Annotated in this window: 23 protein-coding genes; all 23 read right to left on the bottom strand. The window is 59.4% G+C overall.

Annotation, left to right across the window (positions count from 1 at the left end; translation table 11 throughout):
- Positions 1–3 precede the first annotated feature (3 nt).
- The 23 genes from hisF to TACI_RS03280 all read right to left on the bottom strand — a co-directional run bounded on the left by hisF (position 4) and on the right by TACI_RS03280 (position 26,013).
- Positions 4–765: an imidazole glycerol phosphate synthase subunit HisF gene (gene hisF, locus TACI_RS03390; protein WP_012869427.1), complete on the bottom strand. Its 762-nt coding sequence runs from the start codon at positions 763–765 to the stop codon at positions 4–6.
- Positions 762–1,385 carry an imidazole glycerol phosphate synthase subunit HisH gene (gene hisH, locus TACI_RS03385; protein WP_012869426.1) on the bottom strand — a complete coding sequence of 208 codons (624 nt, stop codon included), beginning with the start codon at positions 1,383–1,385 and terminating at the stop codon, positions 762–764. Before hisH ends, hisF begins: the two co-directional genes overlap by 4 nt.
- 6 nt (positions 1,386–1,391) lie before the next feature.
- Entirely contained in the window at positions 1,392–2,564 is a 1,173-nt protein-coding gene (locus TACI_RS03380; RefSeq protein ID WP_012869425.1) for an N-acetyl sugar amidotransferase, read from the bottom strand.
- Between the two features lie 11 nt (positions 2,565–2,575).
- Complete coding sequence (locus TACI_RS03375) at positions 2,576–3,433, bottom strand: aldo/keto reductase (RefSeq protein WP_012869424.1); 858 nt, start codon at positions 3,431–3,433, stop codon at positions 2,576–2,578.
- Positions 3,434–3,487: 54 nt separating this feature from the next.
- Positions 3,488–3,769 carry a flagellar protein FlaG gene (locus TACI_RS03370; RefSeq protein WP_242601148.1) on the bottom strand — a complete coding sequence of 94 codons (282 nt, stop codon included), beginning with the start codon at positions 3,767–3,769 and terminating at the stop codon, positions 3,488–3,490.
- Between the two features lie 149 nt (positions 3,770–3,918).
- The gene (locus TACI_RS03365; RefSeq protein ID WP_012869422.1) at positions 3,919–6,261 is read right to left on the bottom strand and encodes a flagellin N-terminal helical domain-containing protein; all 2,343 of its coding nucleotides are present in this window, start codon (positions 6,259–6,261) and stop codon (positions 3,919–3,921) included.
- Positions 6,262–6,401: 140 nt separating this feature from the next.
- Positions 6,402–9,065, bottom strand: a complete 2,664-nt coding sequence (locus tag TACI_RS03360; RefSeq protein WP_242601147.1) for a motility associated factor glycosyltransferase family protein — start codon at positions 9,063–9,065, stop codon at positions 6,402–6,404.
- An 18-nt stretch (positions 9,066–9,083) separates the two neighbouring features.
- Entirely contained in the window at positions 9,084–9,350 is a 267-nt protein-coding gene (gene csrA, locus TACI_RS03355) for a carbon storage regulator CsrA (protein ID WP_012869420.1), read from the bottom strand.
- Complete coding sequence (fliW, locus tag TACI_RS03350) at positions 9,350–9,763, bottom strand: flagellar assembly protein FliW (protein WP_242601146.1); 414 nt, start codon at positions 9,761–9,763, stop codon at positions 9,350–9,352. Before fliW ends, csrA begins: the two co-directional genes overlap by 1 nt.
- Before the next feature lie 70 nt (positions 9,764–9,833).
- Positions 9,834–12,860 carry a flagellar hook-associated protein FlgL gene (flgL, locus tag TACI_RS03345; protein ID WP_012869418.1) on the bottom strand — a complete coding sequence of 1,009 codons (3,027 nt, stop codon included), beginning with the start codon at positions 12,858–12,860 and terminating at the stop codon, positions 9,834–9,836.
- Positions 12,861–12,872: 12 nt separating this feature from the next.
- On the bottom strand, positions 12,873–15,449 hold the full coding sequence (gene flgK, locus TACI_RS03340) for a flagellar hook-associated protein FlgK (RefSeq protein WP_012869417.1): 2,577 nt from the start codon (positions 15,447–15,449) through the stop codon (positions 12,873–12,875).
- Between the two features lie 12 nt (positions 15,450–15,461).
- Positions 15,462–15,908, bottom strand: coding sequence for a flagellar export chaperone FlgN (flgN, locus tag TACI_RS03335; protein WP_012869416.1), 447 nt, complete (start codon positions 15,906–15,908; stop codon positions 15,462–15,464).
- A 3-nt stretch (positions 15,909–15,911) separates the two neighbouring features.
- Positions 15,912–16,190 carry a flagellar biosynthesis anti-sigma factor FlgM gene (flgM, locus tag TACI_RS03330; RefSeq protein ID WP_012869415.1) on the bottom strand — a complete coding sequence of 93 codons (279 nt, stop codon included), beginning with the start codon at positions 16,188–16,190 and terminating at the stop codon, positions 15,912–15,914.
- Positions 16,191–16,277: 87 nt separating this feature from the next.
- A complete protein-coding gene (locus tag TACI_RS03325) occupies positions 16,278–16,637 on the bottom strand; it encodes a hypothetical protein (RefSeq protein WP_012869414.1) in 360 nt (119 codons plus the stop codon).
- Positions 16,630–17,298, bottom strand: a complete 669-nt coding sequence (locus TACI_RS03320; RefSeq protein ID WP_012869413.1) for a ComF family protein — start codon at positions 17,296–17,298, stop codon at positions 16,630–16,632. The genes TACI_RS03325 and TACI_RS03320 overlap by 8 nt, the downstream gene beginning before the upstream one ends.
- Positions 17,295–18,503 carry a methionine adenosyltransferase gene (gene metK, locus TACI_RS03315; protein ID WP_012869412.1) on the bottom strand — a complete coding sequence of 403 codons (1,209 nt, stop codon included), beginning with the start codon at positions 18,501–18,503 and terminating at the stop codon, positions 17,295–17,297. Before metK ends, TACI_RS03320 begins: the two co-directional genes overlap by 4 nt.
- 104 nt (positions 18,504–18,607) lie before the next feature.
- The gene (locus TACI_RS03310; RefSeq protein ID WP_012869411.1) at positions 18,608–19,033 is read right to left on the bottom strand and encodes a GNAT family N-acetyltransferase; all 426 of its coding nucleotides are present in this window, start codon (positions 19,031–19,033) and stop codon (positions 18,608–18,610) included.
- A gap of 23 nt (positions 19,034–19,056) precedes the next feature.
- Positions 19,057–20,253 carry a DUF3084 domain-containing protein gene (locus TACI_RS03305; RefSeq protein ID WP_164925128.1) on the bottom strand — a complete coding sequence of 399 codons (1,197 nt, stop codon included), beginning with the start codon at positions 20,251–20,253 and terminating at the stop codon, positions 19,057–19,059.
- A 118-nt stretch (positions 20,254–20,371) separates the two neighbouring features.
- Complete coding sequence (locus TACI_RS03300) at positions 20,372–22,138, bottom strand: O-antigen ligase family protein (protein WP_012869409.1); 1,767 nt, start codon at positions 22,136–22,138, stop codon at positions 20,372–20,374.
- A complete protein-coding gene (locus TACI_RS03295) occupies positions 22,138–23,220 on the bottom strand; it encodes a ParB/RepB/Spo0J family partition protein (protein WP_242601184.1) in 1,083 nt (360 codons plus the stop codon). Before TACI_RS03295 ends, TACI_RS03300 begins: the two co-directional genes overlap by 1 nt.
- A gap of 48 nt (positions 23,221–23,268) precedes the next feature.
- Entirely contained in the window at positions 23,269–24,612 is a 1,344-nt protein-coding gene (gene dnaB / locus TACI_RS03290) for a replicative DNA helicase (RefSeq protein ID WP_012869407.1), read from the bottom strand.
- Positions 24,613–24,616: 4 nt separating this feature from the next.
- Complete coding sequence (rplI, locus tag TACI_RS03285) at positions 24,617–25,057, bottom strand: 50S ribosomal protein L9 (RefSeq protein ID WP_012869406.1); 441 nt, start codon at positions 25,055–25,057, stop codon at positions 24,617–24,619.
- Positions 25,054–26,013, bottom strand: a complete 960-nt coding sequence (locus TACI_RS03280) for a YybS family protein (RefSeq protein ID WP_012869405.1) — start codon at positions 26,011–26,013, stop codon at positions 25,054–25,056. The genes rplI and TACI_RS03280 overlap by 4 nt, the downstream gene beginning before the upstream one ends.
- Positions 26,014–26,083 lie beyond the last annotated feature (70 nt).

Below are 26,083 nucleotides of genomic sequence, written 5' to 3'. Positions count from 1 at the left end.
TCCCTACGCCTCCCTCACCGGTATTCCCCTGCCCTTAAGAAAAGCCTTTATCCTGACCACATCGTAATCCCGAAGGGCCAACATCTTCCCTATCCCTACTCCTTCCAAATCTATGGATAGGAACAACTCCACCAGGTGAAGATAATTACCGGCCCCTCCGGAAGCTATCAATGGGACCTTGACGACCTCTCTAACTACCTTGAGCATATCAAGGTCAAAGCCCGACAGGGTACCTTCCCTATCAACAGACGTGACAATGAATTCCCCAGCCCCATTAGCCTCCAATGCCTCCAGCAGGTAGACGAAGTCCAAATCCACTTCTTCCTCTCCGGAACGAACAACCGGGACCCAGCCACGCTTTGAATTTCTCTTGAGATCCAGTGAAACTACCACAGACTGGGCTCCAAATCTCTCCGCAAGAGGCCGAATCATTGATGGGTTCAAAACCGCAGCGGTGTTAACTATCACCTTGTCCGCCCCGGCGACGAAAAGGCGGGACGCATCATCAACGTTTCCAACCCCTCCCCCTACAGCGATGGGTAACCGGCATCTCTCAACCATCCTCGAGATCAAAGAGGTATCTACCAACCTGCCCTCCCGGGTGGCATCCACGTCCACCAAGACTATTTCCTCTGCCCCCTGCGCATCCTGTATCATCGCCTGAGAGACCGGATCCCCAACGTCAACATGATCCCTGAAGGAAGTCCCCTTCACTAACCTGCTCCCCTTAAGCAGAAACTGGGGTATTATTCGCTTCGGCATCATCGGCTCAACACCTCCACGGCGGAGCGCAGGACTCGGAGACCGTCCCCCTGGCTCTTCTCCGGGTGAAACTGGAAACCTATAACGTTACCCTTCCCGACCGCGGCCACAAAATCCTTGCCACCATACTCTACTCCAGCTATCACATCATCGGGGCAATCTACCTCCATATGGTACATGTGCATGAAATAAAAATAACCATATCTCACCGCTGAGAAAAGTTTGGAAGAAAGGTCGTTTTCCCTCGGCTTGACTCTATCCCATCCAATGTGGGGGACCTTGACTCCCTCCATTCTAACGACCCTGCCGGGGATCCACCCGAAACCTTGATTCACCCCGCCTTCCTCTCCATGGGACGCAAACAGCTGCATTCCAAGACAAATTCCTATTATGGGACGACCCGATTCACCCCATTGACGGATAAAATCCCACATTCCACAATTCTTCAGGGAAGAGACGGCAGCCCCATAGGTTCCAACCCCCGCCAAAATCAACATAGAAAGGCCTCCTCCCTGGGACGGGGAAGAGACAAGATCCACATCGTAACCGTAGAATCTGAGAGCGCTCATTACGGATCCCACGTTGCCAAGACCATTGCTGACAATGCCAAGTCTAAAGGCCAAGGGACATCACCAGACCTTTCCCCTGTAATTTAGATCGTCCGAATCTCTGAACCAACTTTCCTGGTCCCTCAGCTTATCCCCCTCCGGTATGGAAGAGGGGTCCTTTGGCAGAGCGGGACTTATTAGGTGCCTAGCAACTATCTCATTAAACTCTTCTTCCGTTATACCTATATACTCAAGGAAGACCTCCAGACTCTTGGGCTTCCTCTCCTCGTACCTCTTTATGTGCTCCAGGGCTTCCTCCCTGGTCATCCTGCCGTGGCGTATGTCGAGGGTTGTCAGATGGGTTATCCTGGAGAAACCTCTCTTTAGGTATTTTATATAATCCCTTACTCCGGTGAACATACACTCTATTTTTTCGTATGTGGGACCGGGGAAGCCACTTTCTATCTCATCTTCCTGCCATCCCAGCTCTCTCTTTATGATCTCCACATGTTTTTTGACATCCCAAGGACGATATTTCCCCAAGGGCAAGCTTTTAACGCCAACTTCATCAAGCTCTTGCCTTGACGGGTATGCATACGGCATCAGATCCCGCGCCTCAACTCCGATGAAACCCGCCATGTCCTCCGCCCTCATCCCAAGGACTATGCGGCGGTTGAACTTCCACTCATCGGTCTCCTCCAGATCGGCAAAACGGAAATAGGCCTCGTACTCCCCGCCGCCTTCTCCCCATATCACCAACGGCACCTTGAACTTAACCGCCATATGCATTGGAAAAGCAAATACACCAGCATGGCAGTGCCAACAGAAATCTCCCTTCCTGATGAGCGACTCCAACATTAATCGCCTAACTATTTTCCAGTTGGGTGTGAAGGTCATCACATCGACCCCAAGCCTTCGGAACGTGCGCTTCCTGTTCTCCAACATGTTAGGCCTGTAGAACCAGTGATCGAAGGATACAACCAGAGGTTTCAACCCATATTCCCTGACTATAGCCCATAAAGTAAAGGTCGAGTCCTTACCCCCACTGAATGGAACTATACAGTCGTAGGGCAAGTTCCTGCCCTTAACCTCATTAAATATCTCCCTGAGCTCCCGATCTCTAGCCTTCCAATCTATCTCCTTCTGCTTAACATCCCAATTTCTGCAAATGTTGCAGACGCCTTCCTCGTCAAAATATACCGTCTCCCAAGTTATGGGTAGAACGCACCGGCTGCAACGCTGAAGTTCCTCCAAAGGAAACCCCCCTATCTTGACCATGACCTAGGATCTATGATCGATAAATCATCACACTCAAGCCCCCTATAAATTTCCTGTCCAGCACTTATTATGGGGGTTCTTAAAATTTCCATTAATTGAGACGGGGAATCTACCCCCACAACCACAAGGTCAACTTGAGGCTGGGAGAGGCAGAAGGAGAGAGCCAAGGACATGGGAGATACCCCAAGATCCTTTGCCCTGCGCCACACGGATTCCACATAAGGGGCCACCCCTTTAACCTTTTCGGACGACAACTGGGGCTCCATTAGCATGAGCCCCTGGAGAAAACAGGATCTAACGTGCACCTCAGCCCCCATGTCCTTAAGCCTCTGAAGAACTCCAGAGGCGATGAACCGCCGGTCCATCAGGTTTAATGGTATCTGAACCACATCCGGTTTGAATTCATCGATCGCCGCCAGAGCTTCATCAGGATCGTAACAGGAGAAACCAACCTTTCTAGCCCTGCCACTATCCCTCTGATCCAACATAAAAGACACGATGGATCTAGCGTGTGGACCCGATAGAAGCTTTCCGTGATGCAACATCAGCCCATAAACAGAATCTAAATTTAATCTACTAAGGGATACTTGAAACTGCTTTTGCATATCATCCCGAGATCCAGAAATCTTTGTTATTACATTAAAAAAAAACGAGGTATCCGACATAAACCTACCTATAAAATCCTCCGACTCACCATATAGGCGCGCCGTATCCAGAATTCGAACTCCTGCCTCCCAGGCGGATTTTAACAGGCAAGAAGCCCTCTCATAGGAAGGAACTTCGCCTCCTGCAACTCCATAAACCATTCCAAGCTGTGCAGTTCCGAGGACAAGCCTATCCTGCAAGAATATCCCTCCAAAAAATAGGCCGGGGATACCCCCGGCCACGCTTCATCGTTCCTAAAACCTGTCATCGAACAAAATCCCTAAAAGCTTGTTGATGTTCTCAATAAGCTTCACTATTTCATCCGGCGGTATCTTCCTTACCACCTTATCTTCCCTCCGGTCTATCACCTCCACCTGGTATATATCCGCCTCCTTGCGATACTGAAACTTGAGATCCCTCCCGAAAACCTTCGCAGTCTCCTCCGCCTTTCGGAGCACTCCCAAAATCTCTTCCTCAGAGGGCATTAGATTTCGCTCCGCATGAGACGCGTTAGCTCCAGCCTTGTCCAGGGACATCAGCAATTCCTTTTCGCGTAGGCGGGGCTGAGGCTCATCAGTACCTCCCTTTATGGGTTGGATAGCCATACATTACCACCACCAGACCAACCATATTGGCTTAGTATAAAGGGGGAGGGAATATTCCCTCCCCCCTTACCGGGTCAACACTACCTAAGGAGCTGGAGGACGTTCTGCGGCAACTGATTTGCCTGCGCAAGCATGGAGTTGCCAGCCTGCATAAGGATGTTAAGCCGCGTAAAGTTCATCATCTCCTTGGCCATGTCCAGGTCGCGGATACGGCTCTCCGCCGCCGTCAGGTTCTGTCCCGCAACCGTCAGGTTGTTGATGGTGTGCTCCAAACGGTTCTGGTAGGCACCAATGGCGGCCCGCTGCTTCGACACCCGGTCTATGGCGTTGTCTATCACCGTTATAGACCGGGCGGCGGAGTCACGATCGGTCACCAAGATGTTGTGAACGCCAAGGGCCCTGGCGCTCATGTCACCTATGTTGACCCCCATGTCCTCCTTCTCGTTGGCACCGATCTGGAACACCGTGGTGTTGTCCGCCAGGTGGAGCTTCGTCTGGTAGATCTTGCCCGTATCCTGAGAGAGGGTGAAATCGTTGTTGAGGAAGCTGACCCTGACGTTGGCCATGTTATCAAACTCCACATCCACGTTCTCGTGCACGATGCCGTAGAGAACGTTGCCGGTAACCTTGGCGTTGCTAACCACCGTGGCTCCGCTGTGCGCATCCTGCACGGACACCCGGAACTGGTTCTCGGTGGAATTCCGGATCACGTTCAGGCTAAGAGCCTTGATCAGGTCCTCGTCTCCGGAGAAGTTAAGCTCACCAGCCTTGCCAGCCACCGCCGAGCGGATCACGAACGTCCCCTGAACCGACTGGGAGGTTCCCGCCACAACTTCGTTCTCGCCGACAAACGTCACAAACTTGTCCGTGTTCGCAGTCAGGTACTTGGCCTGACCGAGATCGAACGCTATGGCGTTGTTCATCTTCGTCTGCACATCCCGCAGAGTGTCGGTGGAGTAGAGGGTGATCTTGGCCTTGGTACCGTCCCCCTGAACTATTGTTATGTCCTTAGGATCGTCCAAAAGGAACCGGCCGTTGGCATCCCAGAACTTGTCCAGATCCCTCAGCTGAACGTCCGCCTCAGCGGTCTGACCCACATACGCCGCGTCAAAAGCCGCTAGGGTAGCGCCCGTAGCCGTAAAGCTAGTAGAGAGGGTAAGGACGATATCCGACTCATAGAGGGTACCGTTGGCGGTGTTCAGGTAGAAGTTCCTGAAGTGAACGTCCTTGCCCGCGACCTGCGAGGCATCGAGAGTGAACGCGGCGGTGAGAGTGTAGCTACTGATGTCCCAGTTGCCGAACCAGCTGGTGTTGTTGGTGGCAGATATGGTCACCTGCAGGTCGCCATCTGCAGTCCCGGCGACAAAATTAACCACGATCTTGTCACCAACCGAGTAGTTGGTGGAGGCGTTTATGGCAATTACGCCATCACCCATGGCGGTGGTGCCGAAGGCGGTCATGGTAGTGGCGGATAGAGCGATGTTAGCCAGGATGATGTTCTCATTGGTGAAGGTGCTGGAGTCCCCCTCCACGGAGAGCACGTTGGCCACGCCGCGGACCGTCACAGAGCTGTTGGCAGTGTCCACCGCCACAACCTCAAAATAGATGGACCCGCCGCCACCAGCGGCGCTGCTGGCTCCCCCTAGAGCAGATATGATGATGCCGTCGGCAGCACCGAAGATCTGCTGATCCTGAAGAGAACCACCAGTGATAGAGAAGTTTTCCGAGGTAACCGCCAAGATGGTGAACTTACCGGCAGGCAGGGAATCAACCCGAACCTTCTCGACCCCCTTGTTGGTGTTCTTCGTGACGTTCATTATCACGTTCTCATGCTTAATCTTAAAGATATCCGTCTTCTGAACCTGCGCATCACCGGGGTTCGCTACGATGCTTATGTTGTAGTTACCCTCTGCAGAGTTCTTCTGGCCAAACTGGTCAACGGTCCGCAAACCACCCCGCACGAAAGCCTTGGTGGTCAGCTTGTCAGAGGACCATAGCACAGCGGCAGACCCATCCAGCAGCTTCTTCTTGTTGAACTGGGTGGTGCTGGATATCCGGTTTATCTCGTCCTTCAGCTGGTCAATCTCATCCTGGATGTAGCTCCGGTCCTGCTGCGTGAGGGTGTCGTTCGCCGCCTGCACCGAAAGCTCCCTCATCCTCTGAAGTATCGAGTGGGTCTCGTTTAGCGCTCCCTCCGCAGTCTGGATCATGGATATGCCATCCTGGCTGTTCCGAACAGCCTGATCCAACCCACGAATCTGGGCCCTCATCTTCTCGCTTATGGCAAGCCCAGCCGCATCATCCGCCGCGGAGTTGATCCTAAGACCCGTAGAGAGCTTGTTTATCGACTTCTGCAGGTTGTTGTTGGTGGCACTCAAAGAGTTGTACGCGAAAAGCGCCGGTATATTGTGGTAAACCCTCATAATCCTCTACCTCCTTGTCTCGTCGGGCGTCTTCCATGGCACCCTGGTCGATTCCATCACACCACTAGCGCGAAAACCAGCAACATCTCCTCCCACCAATCACCTCCTCAAACACATCTGCATTCTTATCGGAGGTCAGATCAAGGAACTTGAGACCCTTCCACCTGAATCTCCACCACATCAACCCCCTTATCCCGGAGGTAGTCCAACATGCGACGGTCAAACGGAAAACCCAGTGGCACTAGCCGATCCCGGATCTCCCAGATGAAGTCAATGGCCCGGCGGCAGGCGGCATCCACTTGGGGATCATCGCACCCTAGGCAGTCCAGAGCAGTCTTGGACAGCCATCTGAGGTGGGGCACCACGTCGCCCGGATACTTCTCAAGCCCCTCCTCCATGGCCATCACCTCCTCAAAGGCCCGTGGAAGATCCTGCCTCAAAAGGGCCTCTTGAGCTGCGTTTCTACGTTCCATGAGCCTGCGTTGGAGGTCGTACTCTGGGACCAGCTTAACCGCGTCAAGGTACCTGCGCTGAGACTCAAGAACCTGGGTCTTGAGTGAATCTATCCGCTCCGTCCACTGGGGCATCACGTCCCTTGCGGAGTCCAACAGCGAGATGGCAAGCTCGAACTGGGGAGCTCGAACGAGATCATGGGAGGCCTCAATGGCGGCCCAGTCAATGAAGAAATCTGCCACCACCTCCGAGGGGGCTACGGTATCGTGCCACATTCCATAGGCTCTGCCCATTAGGCGACGGGCCTCGTAGGGCCTGCCCTGAAGAGCCAGGAACTTGGCGGCCATCCAGAGGAGCTCGGGATGGACCCCCTCCTGCCGCTCCAGATCCACCCTACAGAGCATATCCGATATGGAAAGCCCCAGGGGAGAGAGCAGGTCAGACTCACCCGACTCAAAGAACCTCTCAAGCGCCTCCCCTAGAGGCTCAAGCAGATCCCCATCACGAAGTCCTCGATACATTGAAACCTCCCCCTCCACATTGAGGGAGAGCATGGCCTCCATGTAATCGAGCCACTGGCGCATAAAGCCCAGATTCACCCGATGGCTTGAAACCATATCCAGGTGGACCTTGGTCCACTCCCTAACGTCCTCCATCGTCTCGAGGAACCTGGTCTTGGCGATAACGACACCGGAGAGGTGAGTGTAGCTCTGACCAATGAACGCCAGCGCCCGGTTGGCCCCATGAAGGCGGTCAAGCAACTCCGCCACCTTCATGGCGTGCTGCCTCCTCCTGGCAGGGGCCAGTGCAGGGGCAGATACCCTATTGATCTCCTCTTCCATCTGATCCAACACATCAAGGCAGAACGAGATGTCGGATTTAGCCCTCCCTATCCTGACAAGGATCCCAGAGACCTCCGACTCGGCACTTCCAAACTTAACATCCTCCTCACCAACCCTGGGAACCCTCTGGGCATCTCCGAATCGAGCCATAAACTCCCTAAGGGGCATGCATCCCGCCCCCTTTATCACGGCTCCACGCTCGGAACACTGAAATACCTTATCCTCTCCAAAGTTGGGCAGGATGCGCTCAAATATTTGGAGGAAGTAGTACCACATCTGGTGAGTCTTAACCCTGCCCCCCCCAATTGCCTCCACCTCCAACCTTGGATACGCCAGCTCCCGGGCTATCCCATCAGGGGTCAACGAAGCGGCCCCCTCCATATGAGTGGTCTCCCCATCGTCATCAAAAGATAGGTCCTGACCTATCAATGCCACCTTGGAGGCACCCACACCAACGGCGAAACACATGGACATATGGGCAACGCTCATCCCGGACAGCATGGTGTTCTTCTTCAGGACATCGTTAACCAACCACATGTCGGCAGGACTGTCCATCTTCCCGACCACGAACACCGGTCCGGGCCACCGGCCGGCAGTGATTGGCTCGCTCACCGACTGGCTTACCAACAGTATCCCCCTGCACTCCTCCGGGAACTCCTCCAACACACTGGGCATCCACACTTCGTACATGAGGTTCCTCTCTATGGTGGTAACCGCATGAGGCACGATACCCCTCCGCAACAGGGGCAACAGGGCGGTATCACAAGCCACGATGAGAAACCTATCCTCGTTGCCCTTCAATAGGTCCACGTTCCGCTTGAGCGACGGTCCCGAGGCCACACAGACCGCCGGGCGGTCCTTCCATATCCGGACAAGGTCCTTACCATCCACCCCTTCAAGGATCCTGGGCAGGTTTAATGCCCCATGACGGATACCCAACAGGGTATCTTCCGGCGAGTTCCCCAGGGACTCTACCCTGTATCTGACCACATCCCAAAACTTGGCCTCCAAGGCCGACAAGGCCTCTCCCTCCACCTCGGCTATGCCCCGGTGGACAAGCTTCCTCGCCTGGGTAAAGAGGAAAATCCCAAGGGGAACCACGTTGTAAGCTACCGCCTCATCCACCAAGGCGGTCTCACCCCAGACGACGAAGGAGAGGCGACACCCCCTGGGCAGCGCCATGTATACCGACGTCATGGAAAAAGTAGCCAAAAGGCGCCTCAAGTCCGGCTCTATTACCACCACCGCCAGGGCCTCCTTGGGCAACCCCCGAAGCACCTTGAAGAGGTACGGAGGGTAACCAACCCCCAGAACCATATGGCAATCCCCGCTCAGGCTATGATCGACAATCCGCTCGAAGAAGGCCTTGCCGGAAGGGTCCTTTACCCAACGGCCAGAGGACACATCGGTGACGGTAAAGTCCCCGGGCTCAAGCTTGGCCATCTCCGACTCTATCCGCTCCGCCAAAAGGGGCTGGCGAGACCTAAGCTCCTCAAGATTCTTGCGCAAAAGGGAATTCATGGGGTTCTACTCCTTGGCTTCATCCGAGTCATTCCTCTCCTCAACATTGGCAATGGACATGAGAATACGGCTCCAACCCTCCGGAGGCCTCACCGAGGCAGCGGCCACGTTGGTCTCCGTAACTTCCTGGATCAGCTCCTTGCGCCAGACCTTAACCTCCCGAGGAGCCACAATGCCAAGGCGCACCACCTCGCCTCGGACCTCCAGGCACCGAACCTCTATGCCGTCACCTATGACTATCGACTCCCCAGGCTTCCTAGAGAGGACCAGCACTAGGACCCCTCCCCACCGCCACAGGGGCTCGCCTCAGGCACCCCAGGGGCAAAAACCCGGTGCCTCACCGAGTACTCCTCGTTGGACAAGATCACCTGACATCCAAGTTGCTTGATATAGTTAAATATCAAAGGGGCCCTCAAATTCGCGGTCATCTCCGCCACGTTCCCTGGTATAGTAAGCACCACCATGATACCAAGCTCATCCTCCGAAGAGGCCTCTATGATCTTAAGGTCATCGGCGGTCAACTTCGCCTGATAAGACGGCAGGATCAGATGGGGTGGGCATACGGGCAATGCAACGTCCCCGTCCTTGAGGCTCTGAAGCCACTTGACCGGGCTATCATCCTCCCCCACAAAAGCCCACTCGGTGTGATCCTCGAAGGCCGGTATGCCTTTGGGGAATCGAACCATAGCATCATCCCCGACCTCCAGCAAACCAAATCTAGTGGTGCTTACTGTCCTAACATTCCCGCTCATAACATCACCTCAAAAAATCCACAAGGGTCGGCTGGATTATCCTGGCTATGACCGCCAAACTGGCCTGGTACACCGCTTGAGCCATCTGGAACTGCGTAGCCGCCTCCGCCAGATCCACATCGGATATCTTGCTTTGGAGTTCTGTCAAATTCACATTGTTCTGTTTGAGCCTAGCCTGAGTGTTCTCATAGCGGTTTATCAAGGCCCCGCACTCGGTCCTACATCGGAGCAGGTTATCCCCCCAATCGGTCACTTTCTTTAGGAGATGGTCCGATATACCCCGGCGATCCTCGTTACGGACCGCGTTTATCAGGTCATCCATGACACCGAAAAAGTCCTGTTTGGTTTGATTGCCCAGAGTTCGCACCTGAACCCTCTGATTGAAAGGGCCGTACCCCCCTCTTGAGGGAGACGTCCCATTGAGCCCCAACTGGGTCCCAGCCGACATGGCGCTTTCGTCAACATTGACCACGTAGCCCCTCGGGGAGGTTATCACCAACCTCTTGCTCCCCCCCCCCATGTCCACCGTCTGAGCCACGAGATCCTGCCCCTGAAAGCGGGCGTTTATCAGATCCGCCAGCTCATCCAAGTTGGATACGATGGGTTGCCCCTTGCTCTCATCGTACAAATCTATGCTGTGGGTCACCCCGTTTACCGATATGGTGAGCACGTCACCCGCCACCGGAGTCCAAGCCCCAAGCGAACTGCCCGAAAGACCGGTGCCCATGTTGAAAACGCTGGAGGCGGAACCGGACAGATCGAAGATGGATACCGGGGAACCGTCCTTGGCGGATATGGAGAAACTGACGTTAGTGCCCCCCGGAGGGTTGGACAGGCTCGGATCGAAGTACGACAGATCCAACCAATCCCCCGCCAGGTCCCTGGCCCGGTCCAGGAAGCTCTTCACGTCGTCGGTGGCCAGGACCGGCACGTCAACCCACCGCCCAAGGGAGGAGATCCTGACCGTCCCGTCGGCCCCGGCAGCGGTGTTGCCCGGCACGCCGCCCCCGGTCACACCGGAAGCGATGCCCAGCTGGATGGCCACGCCACCGGTATACTGGCCGTAGGCGGGATCCCCATAGCCCCGGTCCACGATGCTAACCGGCTGTCCCGTGAGGGACAAGATGGCGAAGTCATCGGAGGAGGACAGACTGTCCACGTCCAAAAGCCTCTCCCCCGCCATCTGGTTCACCTGGGCGACGATGGCCTCCGCCACCTTCTCCCCCGTGTCGTGCCTCAACCGACAGAGCTTCACCGTGTAGGTCTCGTCCCCAACCCGGACCTCCACCAGGGCGGGCATGTTCTCGTCGAAAGGCCCAGCCCCGTCGCTCGGATAGGTCAAAGGCCCCGCCCCCCTGACGCTGGTATCCACCCCCAGCTGGGAGGCGTAGTTGGCCCCCGCCCTCTCCCCATCGTATACCACAAGGGGGGAGCCGTCCCGGGTCCTCAGGATAAGCCTCTTGGTGGCCTCCTCGGCGTTGGAACCGCTGTTGCCCAAAGGGTCCGGGCTAGGGCTGGCCCCGTCCGGCTCGTCCAGCTCCACCACCGCCTCGACCCACTCACCCATCACCGCATTTATCCGCTGGGCCAGCTCCTCCATGGTTAGGTCCGGGTCACCGTTTATGAAGAGCTCCCCCCTCTTCCCCCCCGCCATGAACTTCCAGTGAAGGGGAGATGCGGTGGTGTCCACGTTCCAAGTGGGGGAAACCTCGGTGGACTTCAGGGAGGTCTCCATGCCGAGAAGCCGCACCAGGTCTATGTGGCTGTGATCCACGTTCTTCTGGACCTCGGAGGACAACACCGTGTCGGATCCAAAGACATCGGTGGCCACGTTGCCGGTGGACCTTATGCTGAAGGACCTGGACGGATCCCGGGATACCACCAGGAGCCACTCGTTGGTCCCATCGGTCTTTCTCTCCGCCCATAAACCAGGGACCTTCATGAGCTCATCGGCAATCTGGGACAAGGTCTTGCCCGCCACCGCCACGTCGTGGGTCACCCCATTGCCGAAGTCCACCGTAAGGGTGGAAGAGGCGTCCGCCACAAACGGGGGGGCCAGGGGAACATCGACACCCCGAACACCCTGGGAGAGCTTTGGTATGTCAGTCTCGGGCCAGCTGGTGAGCCTAACCGGAAGGCCGTTGTGGCTCCTTATCACCAGCCGCTGGACCCCCTTGGCGGTGTCCTTCTCCACCGATACGGACACCAGCCGCTTGAGATCCCCCATCTCTATGCTGTCGTTCAGCGCCTTGGCTACGTCGTCCAGACTGTAACCCTCCAGCTCCGAAGCCTCCCGGAAACGGTCGTAGTCGGTGCTGTCCGCCACGTTGTCCAGCTTCTCGTCCTGCCACCTCTCCGACAGACGGGCCTTCACCACCTGATCTCCCACCTGGAGCTGGATTATCTCGTCCCGCCCCTTCCAGGTGAAGTCCAAGGGCACCTCGAAGCTCCTCAACGTGTACTTCTTCTCGTTCACCTGGAAAACGTCCCGGCCGGTAAAGGAGACCCGGCCCAGCTGCTGGCGCTCCATCTCGAAGTAGACCGGCATGGTGCTGCCTTTGTAGACCACCCGGCCGCTGGAGTCCCTAACGAAGGGCCTGACACCGGTGGAGAGACCTGACAGGAGGAAACGGCCCTCCACCTCGTAGTTGGCCGCGTTCCGCATCTCCTCCTGCAGCTGGTACAGTTGCTCCGCGATGGCCCCCATGTCCACGTCCACCAGCCCCCCGTCCCCAGCGTATACGGCCAACTGACGGACCTGCTGATAGACGCTGGTTATCTGGTCAAATGCGGTCTCGGTGTTGTTGAGCCACGTCAGAGCGTCGTCCAGGTTTCTCCTGTACTGGACGTTCTCCGTTATGGTGGTGTCCATAGAGAGAGACCTGGTCACGTCTATGGGGTTGTCCGATGGCCTGGAGAACTTCTTCTGGGTGGCCAGCTGCTTCTGGATCTCCAGCATCTTGGCCAAGTTGCTCTGCATGTCGGACAGCAACATGCCGTGCATCATGCTGTTAGTAACCCGCTGAAGCATCCGTCACACCCCCTACAGCCCAACCCGGCCCATGCCGTTTATTATCTTGTCCAACATCTCGTCTATGGTGGTTATGTAACGAGCAATCCCATTGAAGGCCTGTTGGAACTTTATTATGTCCATCATCTCCTCGTCCATGTTAACCCCCATGACGGACTGCCGCTGGGTGTTTATCTGGTCCACCAGGGCCTTCTGGTTCTTCGCCATTGTGGAGGCCCTCTGCCCCACCGCCCCCAGCTCTGCAATGAAGCTCTCGTAGTAGGCGTTGAAGTCCGCGGAGCGACCGTTCAACACCTTGGCCTGCTTGAGTTGCGCCAGCTTCAGCGCCACCGATCCATCCCCCGACGAGTTGCCCGCCGCCCCCTGAGCGTGACCAGCCCCATCCCCGCTGGAGGCAGCCACAAGGGAGGAGTGAATCTCCAGCAACTGGTTCAAGGCGAAATTGGAGGAGGCCCCGTACTTGCCCACCACGGGGACGAAGAAGTCTATCCCGGTGGTGTTTATGTAGTCCCCCGAGCCGTGCCCCGAGTAGTGAAGGGAGTTGAACTCGGTCACCAGACCGAAGACTATCTCGTCGAACCAGTCCATCTGGGTCAGGAGGAAGTCGTCCCGGGACTCCAGAAGCCCCCTCAGCTCCCCACCCTTGACGTGATGACGGCTCTGGATCTGGGTCGCCCCAACCCCCTTGAGCTCCAGCCTGAGGCCCTTGTAGACCTCAGTGGGCATGGAGGCGGACCAGAGGTCCGAGGCGGAAAGGCGCCTGGCGTCCTTGAAGGCGTTGGTGCTGGACAGGTACTCCTTGTCCTCGAAGACGAAGTAGGCGTCCTGCGAATAGGTCATCACGCTGGTGGAGTCATCGGCATTAACGAACCCCAGCTTCCGGGCCATGTATAGGCTGCCACCCTGACCGGTGCCGCAATCGCTACCCCCCAGGACGTTTATACGGTAGGTCTCCCCCACCAGGTGACTCTGGAGTTTAAGGTAGTAGTTCCCGGTGGTCCCGTCCTGCTCAACCAAACACCTGAGCCACTGCTCCGGCGTCTCCGGCGGCGTGCCAGGCGGGTTAGTGGTCAACTCCGGAGGAACCTTCCTGGCCAGATCGCTGGAGTAGGCGGAGTTTATCTTGTTGGCTATGGTGACCAGCGAGTCCGCCTCGGTGACCTCTATGGTCACCGCAGGGGACGATCCGGTGAGCCCCAGGAGGGACCCCAGGTTGCCCTGGACGTCCGATATGGAGAGCAGATGCCGGTCAACGCTGGACAGGGTCAGCTGGTCCCCACCGGTCGAAAGGGAGGAAGTTACCTTGGCGGAGTAGTTGGCGAAGAACGAGTTGAGGTCCGACAGGTTCAAAAACCCTCCGGCGGTGGAGGCGGAGTTGCCCAGGTTGTCGGTTATGTCCCACCGGGAGTTGACGCTGTCCCAGGTGACCGACACCATGGACTCGAAGTCCCCGGCGGAGAGCCTGAACCGGTAGGAAGCGTTGCCCGTGGGGGGGATCAGGACTGTGCCCACCGGGTTGCCCCCCGCGGCGGGAAAGGCGGCAGAGCTCCTCACCACCCCAGATGAGGAGACCTGCAAGGCGAAGCTACCCCTAAGCCCCAGGGCCCTGTCCTTGTCGGTGACGGTGAGCATCGCATCGCCGCGGCCCAGCTCCCAGCGGGTCTCGCTGGCCAACCGGTTCACGTTGAGGGACACCACCGACTCGGGCATCTTCTGCTCCAGGATGGCGGTAGCCACCGTGGGATCCGACACGTGGGAGAAGAGGTTGTCCTCCACCTGCACGTCGAAGAAGCCCTGGTTGCCAGCCACGGGAACCAGCACCAGGTGACGGGCCTCGGTGCCCTGGACCAACAGCTTGCCCCCAAGGTCCACCTTGAAGTCCCCGTCCGCCTCGTCAATACAGGGGCTCCCCACCGTGCAGTCTATTATCTTGGACAGCTTCTCCACCAGCAGGTCCCGCCGGTCCATCAGGTCGTTCGGGTTGCCCCCAACCCCCTTTATCTCCTCTATCACCCCGTTCAACTGGGCTATCTGGTCGATCAGGGAGTTGGCCTCGTCAACCTTGAGACGGATCTCCTTGTTCAACGCGGTCCTGTACTGGTCGTAGTTGGTGTTCAATTGCTGAAGGAAGACCACCACGCTCTTGGCGTTCTGGACCAGGCTCTCCCGGGTGGCGCTGTTGTCCGGCCGCTTGGAGACCTCCTGCAGGGCCGCCCAGAAATCGTTCATGGCCGCCTGGAACCCCTTCCCGGCGGGCTCGTTGACGTACATCTCCGTCTGGTTCACCGCGTTCAACACCGCATCCCAATAGCCCTTCACACAAACCTCCTCCCGGTACTGGGAGTCCAGGAAGAGGTCCCGAAGGCGCCTTATGGCATCGATCTGAACCCCGGTGCCTATCTGACCGGGCAACGCGGGCCTGGCAAGGCCCGGGTCCGTGAAGGGAGGACTGGAGGAGGCGTCCACCCGCTGCCGGGAGTAACCCTCCACGTTGGCGTTGGATATGTTGTGCCCCGCGGTCTCCATCCCCCGCCTGAAGTAGTCCATGGCCCTGCGGCCCATCTCAAAGCCGAAGAAGCTGTTCAGCAAAACACCTACCCCCTAGATCCTGGCGCTGAACCCCCCGGCGTTCTCCATGGGATCCCTCATTCGGCGCCACTCGTTTATTAGCATCTCGTTCAACACCTTGGCCTCGTCCATAAGAAGCTCCATCAGCCTCATCTCGGACCTCAAAAAACCTACCCGCTTGAGAACCGCATCCCCCGCCGCCCTAAGCCGCTCACCCTCCTCACCGCCAACCACGTCGGAGAGCTGCGACAGCACCGGCTCGCAACCCATCTGGGCCGCCAAGGCGGACGACAACCTGGAACGCTTTGTCTCCAGGGCCTGAGCCTTAACGGATACAAACTGCATCTCCTTGAACAGGTCCTGCAAAACTTGAAGGCGCCCATCCTTGAGCGCCTCCCGCTGCTTCACCAGAAGATCCCCCAGCTGACCCAGGACCTCGTCCTGCATCTCAAGGGTCTTGATAAGCTCCGGGACGCTCACCCGCTACACACCCTTCCTTATCCCCGCCCGAACCAGCCTCTCCGCCACAAGGTCCAGATCCGGCCGGTACGTCCCAGCCTCTATCCTGGAACGTATCTCCTCTACCTTATCGGACCTCACGTCCGGCAACTTTTGCATCTCCTTGAGCGCATCGGAAAGCTCCCGGGCGAAGGGGCTCACCTCAAGCTGATCCCCGCCTCCCCCGGAGGGCCTAACCCGGCCACCTCGACCCTTGCGCTCCATTGGATTGCCCCCGTAAATCCTGTCTATCCTGTCTATCATCCGCATCTCCCCCAAAAAGGATAAAACTCACCCTCAAACCCTGTATCGGATCCGAGAGGGAGCTTCTTTAAGTAAGAGAGATTGACTTTAATGATCCTCCATTACCATCCTATGCCTAACGTAGGCCTTGCACTTGTCACACAACCATCCCAGCGGGGAGGGATCCCCGCACATGGGACACACGTCCCTGCCCTGGGCCGCCAAGGGCGGATAGTCCCACACGAACAGGGCCTTCACCACCTCCTCAGGCACGTCAAGGATCTCCGCCGCGTCCCTCACCGACAGCTTGAGGGAAGGGAAGTCCCTCAACATGGCCCTAAGAAGCAGGTAGAGCCTCATACCCTCGTCCTGACAACTGGGACAGAATGGGGAGCCCCCCTTGGCCCCCACAAAGGCCTTGCCACATATGACACAGGATATCAGATCCAGCTCTCCCACCTCAAACACCACTCCCCCCGAAGGACTTGGCCAAGCTTAAAACCAAAGCTCCCTCCGTACCGCAGGAACCAGCCTTGAGGGCCTCCACCGCGGCCCGCAAGGTGGCGCCAGAGGTCAACACGTCATCCACCAACACCAGTCCATCCATAGGAGGACCGGTCCACTCCATGGCTCCCCGGGGAAGCACCCGGTCACCGGAGGAAACCTGGTTCCCAACCCGCACCCTCCAGCGTAGATAATCCGCCACCGGGACACCCCAAACGGACGAGATCCCCCGAGCTATCAACTCCGACTGGTTATAACCCCTACGACTGCCAACGTGAAGTGGCACAGGCACAAGCCCCCGACCCATGGGGCCGAACACTTCCCCAAGGGCCTCCCCCAAAGGCACCCCCAAGGAGGACAGTCCCTTGTACTTTAGCCGGTGGATCACATCCCTCAGCGTACCCCGATGAAGTCCCCCATGGTGGACCGGGAGCCAAGATCCACCCAAATCCAACAGGACGCTACCTCCGTTGGCAAGAAGACCCACGGCACAACCCGGACAGAGCTCATACCCAAGGGCGCCGCACACGGGACAGCTCACCGGGAGGAAGACGTGAAACACCCCCCGCCCCATGCCCTCAAGTAAAGCAAAGAGGGGCCCGAAGGCCCCCCCATCTCTCGTCATGCCATCCTCTCCGCCGCCTTGCGCAAGGCCTCCGCCTTGTCGGTCCTCTCCCAGGCGGGAAGGGGATCCAGGTCGGTGCGGCCCATGTGGCCATAGGCGGCAAGCCGCCTGTACTGGGGCTTGCGAAGGTCCAGATCCCTTATTATGGCCCCGGGCCTGAAGTCGAAGTGCTCACGGATAAGGGACATGAGGGCCTCGTCGGAGATAACCCCGGTGCCGAAGGTGTCAACCATTATGGAGACCGGGTGAGCCACCCCTATGGCGTAGGCCACCTGGATCTGGCACGACTTGGCTAGCCCCGCGGCCACCACGTTCTTGGCCGCATAGCGGGCCATGTAGGCGGCGGAACGGTCCACCTTGGTGGGGTCCTTGCCCGAGAAGGCACCGCCACCGTGGGGCACCATGCCACCGTAGGTGTCCACTATTATCTTGCGCCCCGTGAGCCCCGTGTCCGCCATGGGACCCCCAAGTACGAAGCGACCCGTGGGGTTCACCAGGATCCTGGGACGCCTCTCCATAAGATGGGCAGGGATCACCGGGTATATCACGTGCTCCACAATGTCCGCCTCTATCTGGGAGGCATCCACCGCCGGGTGATGCTGGGTGCTGACCACTATGGTGTCGACCCGCACCGGCCGGCCATCCACGTACTCCAATGTCACCTGGGTCTTCCCGTCGGGCCTCAGGTAGGGCAGTATCCGCTGCTTGCGAACCATGGACAGACGACGGGCCAGCTTGTGAGCCAGGGATATGGGGGCGGGCATCAGCTCCTCGGTATCGTCGCAGGCGTAGCCGAACATCATCCCCTGGTCACCGGCACCGATGGCGTCTATCTGGCTGTCGGTCATGTGGGTCTCCCTAACCTCCAGGGCCCGGTCCACCCCCTGGGCTATGTCCGGGGACTGATCGTCTATGGAGGACACCACCGCACAGGTGTCCCCGTCAAAACCATACTTGGCCCGGGTGTAACCTATCTCTTTCACTATGTCCCTGGCAAGCCTGGGGATGTCCACGTAACAGCTGGTGCTTATCTCCCCCGCCACCACCACAAGGCCGGTGGTCACCAAGGTCTCGCAGGCCACCCGGCCCATGGGGTCCTTCTCCAGTATGGCGTCCAGTATGCCATCGGAGATCTGGTCTGCGAGTTTGTCGGGGTGTCCCTCCGTCACCGACTCGGACGTGAAAAGGAACCTCTCTTTGCTCATCAAACACACCTCCAGTTTTTGATAGCCCCAGGCTTTAATTCACCGGGACAGGGGGTTTATACCACAAACCCCCCCCAAGTCCAACGGCACACAACCCCAAAATCCTACGTATACTCTATTGGCCTCTTCAAAAGCACCAGGGCCCCCTCCCGGGGCTCGAAACCCTTGCGGATAAGGAACGAGGACAGATCGCTGGTGTAGGTTATGATCAGCGGGATGGGCCTCACCACCGGATGATCCAGCACATAGTCCAGAAGGGCGCTCCCCACCCCCTTACCTTGATGATCCGGATGTACCAGGATGTCCCATATGGTCCCCCGAAACACGAAGTCGGTTATCAACCGGCAGAAGGCCACCAACCTGCCCCCGTGCCTCACGGAGAAGCACATACTGGTGCCCTTGAGCATCAGGGCTATCTGCTCAAGGGTCCTGCTACGCCCCCAGTGGGTGAACCGGTATAGGTCCTGCAACTCCTCGGGACGGACCGACTCCTTGCTGTCGTAGGTTACGTATTCCCCCAGGATAGACAACACCAACCACCCCTCGCCTAAACCTACAGATCCGACACCCTGACCGTCACCGCCAACGGACCCTCGGTGTAGGTGTCCCCCTTGGCCTCCACCAACACCCGGAAAGCCCCCGAGGCGTTGGACATCCGCTCCACCGCGTCGAAGAACTCCGCCGCCGAAAGTCCCCCAACGGCACCGCTCAAGGGGTCCGTGAGAAGGCCCCGACGGACCACCCGCTGATTGACCTCCCGGAGCATGGCGTAGAGAGCGGACTCCGCATCCACAGGGCTCAAGGCCCCGTCGAACCTGGCGGCGGCCAGCACCTCCCGGTCTCTCACCACCAAAACGCTGTCGTAGACCTTTATCCGGCATGGCACCGCCTGCCCCGTCACCGCGTTGGCCGAGGCGGTGAGTCTAAGGACCTTCCTACCCCTGGCCCGGGAGAGCCGATCCACCGCGCTGGACACATCCCCCTGGTCCGCCACCAGGGCCACCTCCTCGGGCCTGGTGCCAAACCTGAAGGCCAGGTTGGCCCTGCCCCTCTCCAACAACACCTTGATGGCCTCCTGGGGATCCCGGTCCCCCACATAGGGCAGTTGATATATGAGCTCCCCCGCCAGCACCTGGATCCGGCCGGATCGCATCTGGCTCAGCTCCCGCTCCAGCTTGTCCCGTTTGGACTTGAGCTCCGCCACCTCCGCCTCTAGGGCCTTCCTCTGAAGGGTCAGCTCCACCAGCTGCCTCTCCAGATCGGACCGCTTGGCCTCCAGCTCCGACGTCTTGGCCGAGAGGGCCTCGTACCTCCCCCGAACCCGGTTCAGCTCCCCTGAGGCGGAGGAGAGCCGCCCCTCCACCGCCTTAAGCCGCTCCTCCATGGCCCTCATTGCCTCATGGCTCTCCAAAAGCTTCCCCTGGGAGTCCCTAAGCTCCCTCCGGCTCTCCTCAAGCCTGACGTTGAGCTCCTGCATCTGCCGGCTGATTATCTTCATTCCCAGAAGGGCGCTCCTGACCGTGGAGGAGGCGAAGGACAGAACCACCAAGGTGCTCAGGGCTATCGTCACCCCCGTTACGGCGGTTATGATCGACGACGTGTGCCGGGGTCTCAGACCGAACAGGGATACCCGACGCTTACCCACCTTCATGCCCAACACGTCCCCCACGTAGGCCACCACGGCGCTTATGAGCACCAGGGACGCTATAAGCTGCCAGTTCAGATCCGCAATCTCCTTCAAAAGGGACACCGCCATACCCCCAACCCCGGTTCTTTCATTCACACTGAAGTTACCACAAGATGCGAGATAAAAAAACAGGAGGGGCCCAACGACCCCTCCCATGGGGAAGCATATCCAGGCTGCTACCCTAGAGATGAACCTTGTACGTGCCGGGCTTCAGGTAGTGGACCAGCTCCAGGACCCTCTCCTTGTCCCGGAGGATGCCGTAGGCCTTTATCAGATCGAAGAGCTTCTTGGTGTCCGTCCTGGCGTTGAAGGCCCCGTAGAGGATGTCCGCCCCCTTGCGATACAGCACCGGATCCCTCATGTACTCCCCAAGGGCCAGGAAGTAGTAGCCCCGCTGCTCCTCCGCCTCCTCCCGGGTCATCAGGTGCCCGTGGGACCTGTTTATGTACACCATCTTCATCTCCGGATCCTTAACCCGGGAGGCGGTCAGCAGGTTCCGGTCCCCGATGTATCCGTCCACCAGGTAGGCGAGGCCCAGGAGGGCCAGAAGGGCCCAAACCCCGCCGAACAGCCGGGTTAGCCAGGGATTGTTAACCCGGTTGAACCGAACCTCCCGGGGCAACAGGTGACGGGACGACGCCCCCAGGGCGAAGGCGAGCCAGATCACGTTCTCCACCCGGTGGAAGGGCCGGCTGAAGAGGGCGTTGAAGGCAACCAGGAAGGCCATCCCCGCCGCCCAAGCCACGTAACGGGGGAGCTCCTCTCCCCTCATCAAGGCCCTGACGAACCCCCATAGCCAAAGCCCCATGGCCATGGCCAGCAGCGCCGCCCCCACCAGGCCGAACTCACCCATCCACTGGAGATATTCGTTGTGGGCCCAGAGTGTGTACTGCCACTTGCCGTCCGGGTACTTGTCGAACATGACCCGCTGACCCGCCAGGTAGTGGTACTTGAACTGCCCAAGACCCACCCCCCTCACGGGGGAGAACTTGAACACCTCCCAGCTGCTCCTCCATATGCCGATCCGCCCCGCCAGATCCCCCGGGTTCTCAATCACGTCGCTGGCCTTGACCACCAACGTCTCCGCCCTGCTGAGGCCAAGCTTCCCGGCCCCGAAGGTCAGGAAGAGCACCACCACCAACACCACTACCGCCTCCCCCAGCCGCCGGAGGCTGCCCCTCTCAAGGCCCCGCCAGGACACAATCCCCATGGCGAAAAGTCCCACCATAAGGGAGACTATCCCCCCCCGGGCGGTGGAGTTCCAAAGGCCCCATCCGTTGACCCCCATCAGACACAAGTTCAACCACCTGGCGGCCCCCCGTCGTCCCTCCAGGGAGTAGCTCATGTGCAGATAGGCCCCCCCAAGACACGCCATGGCGGTCCAAAGGCCGAACATCTCCTGCTGGGCGGTGTTACCCACGTAGTTACCCGGGGCGTTCAATATGAACGGCACGGGGATCACGGACATCCGGGTCTGGACCTCGGCGAACAGAACGTTTATCGCCCCGTTCACCACCCCGAGCCAGATGAAGGCCCGAAGCTGCCCCTCCCCCCGGAAGACGTTGTACGTCACCAGGTAGAAGGCCACCAGGCCCGAGAAGGCGAACCACTCCCTCACGAAGGTGGGCATGGACTTGATCCCGCCCAAAAGGGGCTGAAGGGACGCCCACAGGATCAGGCAGAGCAACAGGGCCCCCAGGGGATCCACCCGGAAACCCGTATCCTCCCACCTGCGCCGGGCGATGGACAGGCCGCACCAGACGGACAGCAGCGCCACCGGGACCATGGTGACCATCCACTTCAGGAGGTGCAGCGGATCGTAGAAGAGGAAGCCGGAGAAGACCAGGTTGGGAAGCCCCAGGGCCACCCCACCCAGGACCAGATAGGCCCAATCGGGTACGAGGCTCCGATACCACAACGCACCGGGGGGAATAACCTTACGGCTCATCACCCTATGGTCTCCTTCATGTCAACCACTATCTCCACCACCAGGACGCTCTGGGCCATCTCCTTCACCTGCCACTGGGCCGCAAGCCCCTTGTTCCTGTGCTTGTTGACCAACGCCCCAAGCTCCCTGAGGAGTTCCCCTGCGGGCCCGGTGACCGGCCGGGACTCGTCCTCGGACCTGGAGGAGGCCCTCTTCCTCTGGGGCTTCTCCCCACCGGACTCGATTGAAACGATCCTCTCCAGGTCCCTCACGTTCAGGTCCTCGTCGATGACCCGATAGGCCAGCTCCCGCTGCCTCTCCGGGGGGACCGCCAGCAGGGACCGGGCGTGCCTCTCCCCGAGCCTGCCGGAGACCACCAGCTCCTGAACCTCCGGATCGAGCCTCAAAAGCCTTATCTTGTTAGCCACCGCCGCCTGGGAGCGGCCCAGGCGCTTGGCCAGCTCCGCCTGGCTCAGACCGGTGCGCTCCAACAGGTCCTGAAGGCACCGGGCCTCCTCCACCGCGGACAGGTTCTTTCTCTGCAGGTTCTCCACCAGGGCCAGGAGCTGCTGGGCCTGGGGGTCCACGTCGACTATCAGGGCCGGAACGGTGGCGAGCCCCGCCTCCTTGGCGGCCCGTAGCCTGCGCTCCCCCGCCACCAGCTCGTACCGGTCCCCCACCGGACGGATGAGGATGGGCTGGAGGACTCCAACCTGCCGGATGGACTCCGCCAGTTCCTTTATCTCCTCCTCGTCCATCATCTGCCGGGGCTGGTAGGGATTAGGACTTATCAGATCCACCGACACCATGTTGAGCCCCTCGGAGGGAACGTTAACCGGCGGAAGCGGGAACGGGGCCGCCTCGTCCGGCGGGGGCAGCAACACCCCCTCCTCGTCATGACTAACCGCGGTGGCGGACTGCCCAGGGGCCTCCTCGGACACCAGGTCCACCATGGCCTCCGTGGCCTTCAGCGCCTCCTCCAGCTTGGAGTCGATCTTGAGCTTCAGCTCCTCCGGAGAGGGTGAGGCCGCCTCCTCCGCCCCCTCCCCCTCCTCCTTCTGAGGGGTCCTAAGGAAACGCAAAACATCCCACATCTTGTCCACCGCCAAGGGAGACCCTCCTTCTTGCTAGCCCAAGCTAAGCCTTAAGAACTAACCGTACCGCCGTTCCAGACCCTCGAACTTGGCGAACTCCTTGAGGAACACCAGGTCCACCTTCCCGGTGGGACCGTTCCTGTGCTTGGCCACTATGGCCTCCGCCTGGATGTTGGTGTCCGCCTGGTCCCTCTCGTAGTAACCGGGCCGGTAGAGCAGGATCACCAGATCCGCATCCTGCTCTATGGCCCCGCTGTCCCTCAGGTCCGACAGCTGGGGCCGCTTGTCGTTCCTCAGCTCCACCGCCCGGGACAGCTGCGACAGGGCCAAGACCGGAACGTTGAACTCCCTGGCCACCCCCTTGAGGGCCCGGGAGATCTCCGCCACCTCCTGCTGCTTGCTGTCCACCCTTCCGGGCAGGCTCATCAGCTGAAGATAGTCTACCACCACCAGCCCCAGGCTGCCGTGATGAGCCAGGAAACGCCTGCAGCGGGCCCTCATCTCCAGGGTGGACAGCATGGAGCTGTCGTCTATGAAAAGCGGCGCCTCGCTCAAGGTTCCCGCCGCCCGGGCCAGCTTGTCCCAACAGCTCTCGGGGAACCTGCCGGTCCTCAGGTCGTGGATGTTCACCCCCGCCTCGGCCCCCAGAAGCCGCTGGGCCAGCTGCTCCGCCCCCATCTCGAGGCTGAAGATCAGCACCGGAGTCCTGCCCCTCACCGCCGCGTTCTGGGCTATGTTAAGCGCGAAGGCGGTCTTACCCATGGAAGGCCTGGCGGCCAAGATGTTCAAGCTACCGGGCTGAAGACCCCCGGTGAGCCGGTCGAAATCGTCGAAACCCGTGGGAACCCCGGTGACGATGCTACCTGAGGCGAACCGCTCCTCTATCTGACGGAACGTCTCACCCATGACCCTCTTGATGGGCCTGACCTGGGCCCCCGAGGCCCCGGTGCCTATCTCAAAGACCATCCGCTCCGCCTCGTCCAGGATCTCCTCCTTCGGCCGGTCCTCCTGATACCCCAAGCGGGCTATGTCACCCCCCACCTGGATCAGCCGCCGATGGATCGCCTTGTCCTTGACTATCCGGGCATGATACTCCGCGTTGGCGGTGGTGGTCACCGAGTCCGCCAGGGCGGCCACGAAGGCGCTACCCCCCATCCGCTCCAACATGCCCTTGTTCTGGGCCTCATCCAGGAAGGTGAGCGCGTCCACCACCTTGTCCTTCCGGGCCATGTCCTGGATGAGCTCGAAGATAAGCCGATGCCGCTGATCGTAGAAGTCCAGGGGGGACAGCAGCTCCGTCACCGCCAACATGGCCTCCCGGTCCAGAAGACACGCCCCCAAGGCGGATCGCTCCGCCTCCAGGTTGTGGGGCGGAACCCGGTCGAAGGTCACCTCCGACAAGCCCCTACGCCTCCACCGAAAGGGACATCTCCGCCTCCACCCCGGGGTACAGGCGAACCTTGAAGCGGTACTCCCCAAGCTGCTTTATCTGATCCAGCTTTATCTCCCGCTTGTCCACCTTCACCCCGTGCTGGGCCTCTATGGCCTCCGCCACCTGCTGGGCGGTCACCGCCCCGAAAAGCTTACCCGACTCGCCAGCTGAGGCCTTGATCACCACCCGCTTGCCCCCCAGATGGGCCGCCTGCTCCTTGGCCTGAGCCATCAGCTTCGCGTCCTTGGCGGCCTTGCTCCGCCTGCGCTCCTCCAGCTCCTTCAGCTTCCCAGGGGTGGCCTCCTCCGCCAAACCCCTGGGGAAGAGGAAGTTCCTGCAGTAACCGTCGGAAACCTCCACCAGATCCCCCTTGCGCCCCAGCTTGCTAACGTCCTCCTTGAGAATAACTTTCATCGGTCCTCACCTCCGAAACGGCCTCTGAAATCCCACCAAAGATCCAACAGCCCCGCCATCACGATCAGCCCCGACAGGAGGGGCATGAGCACCAGCAGGGCCGCCAGAAGGTACCTGACCCCCCGGGACAGCCCCCGCTTCAACATGAAGAACCAGGCCACCGCAAGGCCCTGGATGAAGAACAACATCTGTATCAGGATCCGAAGGTTCAAGGACGCCTGGTGAAGCACCCCCTGTCCCTTTGGCCCCGCCACCATGGACACCACTACCGACAACAGGAAGGCCCACAGCACGCTCCTCGGGAACCTCCACTGGGAGAAGGCAGGCAAAGGGGGCAGCTCCGCCATGGACACCTTGCCCGCCACCCACCGGCTAACCGAGTAGGACAGGTAGGAGTCCACCGCGGACGCCATGGTGATCAACGCCGGGAAGAGGTCCGGCAGCTGGCCGAAGGCGGCCAGGAGCTGCCGCTTGGTCTCCTCCATGGCGGCGGAACCCATGCCGTGCCGGGCGTAGAAATCGAAGACCTTGTCAAGCATGGCCTCGATCTGGGCCTGATCGCCAAAGGAGAAGGGGTTAACCCCCGTGAGCTTCACCATCACCGCCACCAGGGCCAGCTTGCTCACCAGGGATACGATGATCCCGTAGAAGAGGATCTCCACCGCCCTCTCCCGGGTCCTGGCCAGCATGCCGAGCCCAACCCCCAGGATCCCGAAGCCCAGGAAGAAGAAAAGCCCCCCTTGAAGCCCCAGGAACAGAAAGGACACCAGGGAGGCCACCACCATGCCCAGCACCGCGTTCCTGGGACTGTGCCGCAGGCCAAGGATGACCAGCGGGGCGGGACAGAGCAGGGTCAGAAACGCCCCCGCCACGGGGATGAAGTTGCTGGCCAGGAACAGCGCCGCCCCCATGGCGGATAGAAGGGCCGACTCTACCAACGACCTTATTGGAGTCATCACGTTCCTCCGGACGGTTCAAAAAAAGGATGGGGAGCTCCCGCCCCCCACCTACGATTCCAGCTTATCC

It is taken from the genome of Thermanaerovibrio acidaminovorans DSM 6589, from assembly GCF_000024905.1.
Classification (GTDB): domain Bacteria; phylum Synergistota; class Synergistia; order Synergistales; family Synergistaceae; genus Thermanaerovibrio; species Thermanaerovibrio acidaminovorans.
Note: the sequence above shows the minus strand (reverse complement) of the source record. Positions and strands in the feature narration are given on the sequence as shown.